Here is a 3597-nt window from a genome sequence, read left to right as displayed (position 1 = left end):
CCTACAACCACCACATCCCGCAACGCTCGCTCGACCACCGCTCACCCGTGCAAGCCCTTCAAGCTTGGCAGGTCGCCAAGCCCCATTTGTTCAAGCGCGCTGTATACAAACAGGCGGGTCTTGACACCTACCTACCAACCGGCGTGTCACTCAGAAACCCCACTCAGGGTGTCCGATCGCGTGGAACACTGTGCGCGATCAGTGGAATACGCAATTCGGGTGCCGACTGGGAAGCCACGCTCACAGCGTATTGCAAGACCTACAACCATCACATCCCACAACGCTCGCTCGACCACCGCTCACCCGTGCAAGCCCTTCAAGCTTGGCAGATCGCCAAGCCCCATTTGTTCAAGCGCGCTGTATACAAACAGGCGGGTCTTGACAGGTAGGTCGCCAAGCCCCATTTGTTCAAGCGCGCGGTGTACAAACAGGCGGGTCTTGACATTTGGTGTCGCTTGAACTAACTCGATCTAAATTGGTCAACCAATTATGGCTCTCCAAGAATTCGCTTTACATCCCCGGAGCGGAGAGCGCCGGCAATTTCAATTACCGTTTTCTCCATTCGTGCACGGTCTAAACTAGATACCGTGTCTGGAAGGGCACCATATGTGTAATCACAACGCCCTTCAGACAGACATCGCGACAAAAGTCGAATGTCTTCCCTCTCTCGACCTGGGCTGGCGCCTGCCAGTTCAACTGCCGCACTGACAACGATGGCAAAATTTCCGATCTCGTTCTTCCAAGATACACCGTTCCAGCTATTCATCTGATATAGGAAACTCTCTGCAGCTTCCATTCGGCCTTGGCTAGCCAACTCTTCAAGAGCAGCTCGAATTTTCGCGGCGTTACGATGCACGTAAATATCCTGCAACGTTTCTACCGCAGAAAAAAAACGCTGAGCTGACAAATCATCCGCTGCAGGTGCGAACTGGTTCACATAATTAACGAGGGCTTGAGTTTCACCGCATCGCCGTTGCACTTCCTCGCGAGCCTGAAGTCGCAACGCGGTATCCGATGCATTAACTGAACCGCCAAACCGATGTCTAGCAAGATCTGCGACAATACATGCACGTAACAATTCGCGGCCTGCCCCCCATGCGCCAGGAGTTTTCTGAGTTTGCACTTTTACCAAGAAAGGGTACAGATTCTTCTCAGTATAAGGGGATCGATCGATCGAGTGCGCACTACTATCAGAAACCTGCGGAGAAACAGAATTAGCAGACTGAAGTTGAATGTCGCGCGTTCCATCTGAAGAACTGGGTTGCCGACTTTTCGCCGGCGGAGATGGGGGCGGTGTCGATTCCACTTCACTGAAGCTGCACCAAACGAAATAGCCGCTCAGAATAAGCGCGACTCCGCTCGCTAAGCCCAACCAGATTTTCATTATTGAGTGCTGCAGGGCGTATCTGCGGGCGCCGGATCGTTCAGCGGCCATAGAGGAAGCGAGGCGGGGGTGGGATTGTTGCCGACGGCGCTGCCAAACATGAACCGCTTAACAAAACCGGAGGGATATTTTACATCTACTCGCGCGCCAAGCCGGAGCGCGCTCAGGTTACCTTGGTAGGCGAGAATTATCGCATCACGCGCAAAAACAAGACCGATGCTCTTATCGCCATCTGGGGTAATGGTAGATCCAGGAAAGATTTTTGCGCACTTCTGAAGCAATGGAAACGGGATGTCGTACAGCTCTGCGCCGAGATCGGTTATTGTTTCAACCAATGAGTTGGTAACTATATGCTGATACGAGCTAGGCAACAATCGCCCCAGCATGCCTACAACTTCCTCGCACCCTCCGTTGGAGTTCCCCCACGTTGTTGTAAACGTTACGGTGCAATTGCCTTCGATGACTACGGTAGATAAAACGTTACCGCCACCAGCGCCGTCCCATCCTCCACCTCCTCCGAAATCCCAACTGCTGTATATCTCAAAACGTGTCCAACTGTCGCCGCCGCAAGCCCACGCGTCTGGTTGAAATTCTCCGCAATCGCCATAGTAATTATCAGTTGTGACTTGCCCATCCCCTGCGGGCGTGCGGCGCCGTTGCATTTCCTTTAGGGCTTGTTTAGCGACTCTAAGCTGCAATGCACGGACGTCTGGATTCGGCGATAGGGTTAGCTTCAGTGTACGGGTAGTCGCTGCCGGCTCTGGCGCAAGAGGTGCCCCTTTCGCCACAGCGAGAGAAGAACCGAGTACCAATAGGGTTGAGAGAAGAATGCCTACGTAGTTCATAAGTTTCTCCAGTAAAGATACAGAAATCATCGCTTCTCACGAACAGCGCGGCCATGTCACGTAAACCCTCGTCTTCGCAGTGAATTTTCACGTTTGGTAGTTTCCAGACGCTGAAAAGAGGGGCATAGCTAGCGGCCCCTCGTCGTTTCGTGTGGAACCCAACAATCAGAATGCAGGCCTTCGTCAAGCAGATCGCCAGACTCTGGTCCGTAACATCATCGAAGCGCACCGCGATGGCGCTCGACTGCGCCTGGCGTGCGAGACCGCTGGGATCGATGTGCGAACGCTGCAGCGTTGGAATGCATGAGCAGGTCTCGTGACGGGAGACGCGCGACCGCAAGCCGTGCGGCCAGTTGCTTCGCATGCACTGACTGAGGCTGAGCGCGAGCAGGTTCTGCGCGTGGCCAACGAGCCGCGCTTCGCCGACCTGCCCCCTGCGCGCATCGTGCCCATGCTGGCCGACGAAGGCGTGTACATCGCCAGCGAATCGACCTTCTCGCGTGTGCTGCGCGAACACGGTCAAGCCGCACGACGTGGGCGTGCCAAATCGCCTCGACCCGCGCGGCCGCCGACGACGCACATCGCCACCGCACCGGGCGAAGTCTGGTGCTGGGACATGACGTAGTCGGCCCTGCAAAACGCTTGGAACCCGCATGAACACTAGCGATGCGGGGTGAATGCCGATGGTCGGAACTCCCAGAATCAAATGCAATAGCTATTGATTTCTGGGAGTTCTGGAGAACTGGCGATGGCGACCGACGACTTCTTCCGCGCACGGTTGGACGGCATGGTGGATCCCCGCCACCCGCTCGCGGTTCTTGGCCGGCGTATGCCCTGGTCGCAGATTGAAGCGTCGCTGGCGCCGCTGTTCGCCCGCAAGGCCAGGATGGGCAAGTCCCGCGAGGACGCGGACATGTTCGGCCCCACGCTGGTGGTGGCCGCCGGCGGCGTCAGCCGTGCGGGCCGCCCGCGCCTGCCGATCCGGTTGATGGTCGCGCTGCTGTACCTCAAGCACGCCTTCAACGAGAGTGACGAGTCTGTGGTCGAGCGCTGGTCAGAGAATGTCGTCTGGCAGCTCTTCAGCGGGATGGAGTACTACCAGAGCAAGCTGCCTTGCGACGCCACACAGATCGGGCGCTTCCGTCGCGTGCTGGGCGAAGCCGGCGTGGAGCAGTTGCTCAAGACCACCATCGAAGCGGCGGTCGCGATGAAGGCGGTCAAGCCCGTCGAGCTGGAGCGCGTGACGGTCGACACCACGGTCCAGGAGAAGGCCATTGCCCATCCGACCGACAGCCGGTTGCTGGAAGTCGCGCGGGCCAAGATCGCCCGCCTGGCCAAGCGGGTGGGCCTGAAGCTCAAGATGACGCA

General features: G+C 57.2%; 3 protein-coding genes and 2 pseudogenes. 3 read left to right on the top strand and 2 right to left on the bottom strand.

What is annotated here, in order from left to right:
• Positions 1 to 389, top strand: a pseudogene (locus tag ACG02S_RS26145) (hypothetical protein); the annotation flags it as partial.
• A 98-nt stretch (positions 390 to 487) separates the two neighbouring features.
• On the opposite strand, the gene ACG02S_RS26140 reads toward ACG02S_RS26145, so the two are convergent.
• Positions 488 to 1384, bottom strand: a complete 897-nt coding sequence (locus tag ACG02S_RS26140) for a hypothetical protein (protein WP_394473431.1) — start codon at positions 1382 to 1384, stop codon at positions 488 to 490.
• Positions 1384 to 2229: a hypothetical protein gene (locus tag ACG02S_RS26135; protein ID WP_394473430.1), complete on the bottom strand. Its 846-nt coding sequence runs from the start codon at positions 2227 to 2229 to the stop codon at positions 1384 to 1386. Before ACG02S_RS26135 ends, ACG02S_RS26140 begins: the two co-directional genes overlap by 1 nt.
• A 190-nt stretch (positions 2230 to 2419) precedes the next feature.
• Between ACG02S_RS26135 and ACG02S_RS26130 the strand changes: the two are divergent.
• Together ACG02S_RS26130 and ACG02S_RS26125 are read left to right on the top strand one after the other, a co-directional pair.
• Positions 2420 to 2851, top strand: a pseudogene (locus ACG02S_RS26130) (IS3-like element ISAzo10 family transposase); the annotation flags it as partial.
• A gap of 126 nt (positions 2852 to 2977) precedes the next feature.
• Positions 2978 to 3597: transposase (locus ACG02S_RS26125; RefSeq protein ID WP_394473429.1), on the top strand; the 620-nt coding region annotated here is incomplete at its 3' end.

Origin of the sequence: Pelomonas dachongensis, from assembly GCF_043555865.1 — a bacterium.
Classification (GTDB): domain Bacteria; phylum Pseudomonadota; class Gammaproteobacteria; order Burkholderiales; family Burkholderiaceae_C; genus Pelomonas; species Pelomonas dachongensis.
The sequence above is the reverse complement of the archived record's forward strand: the minus strand, read 5'-3'. Positions and strand labels throughout refer to the sequence as shown.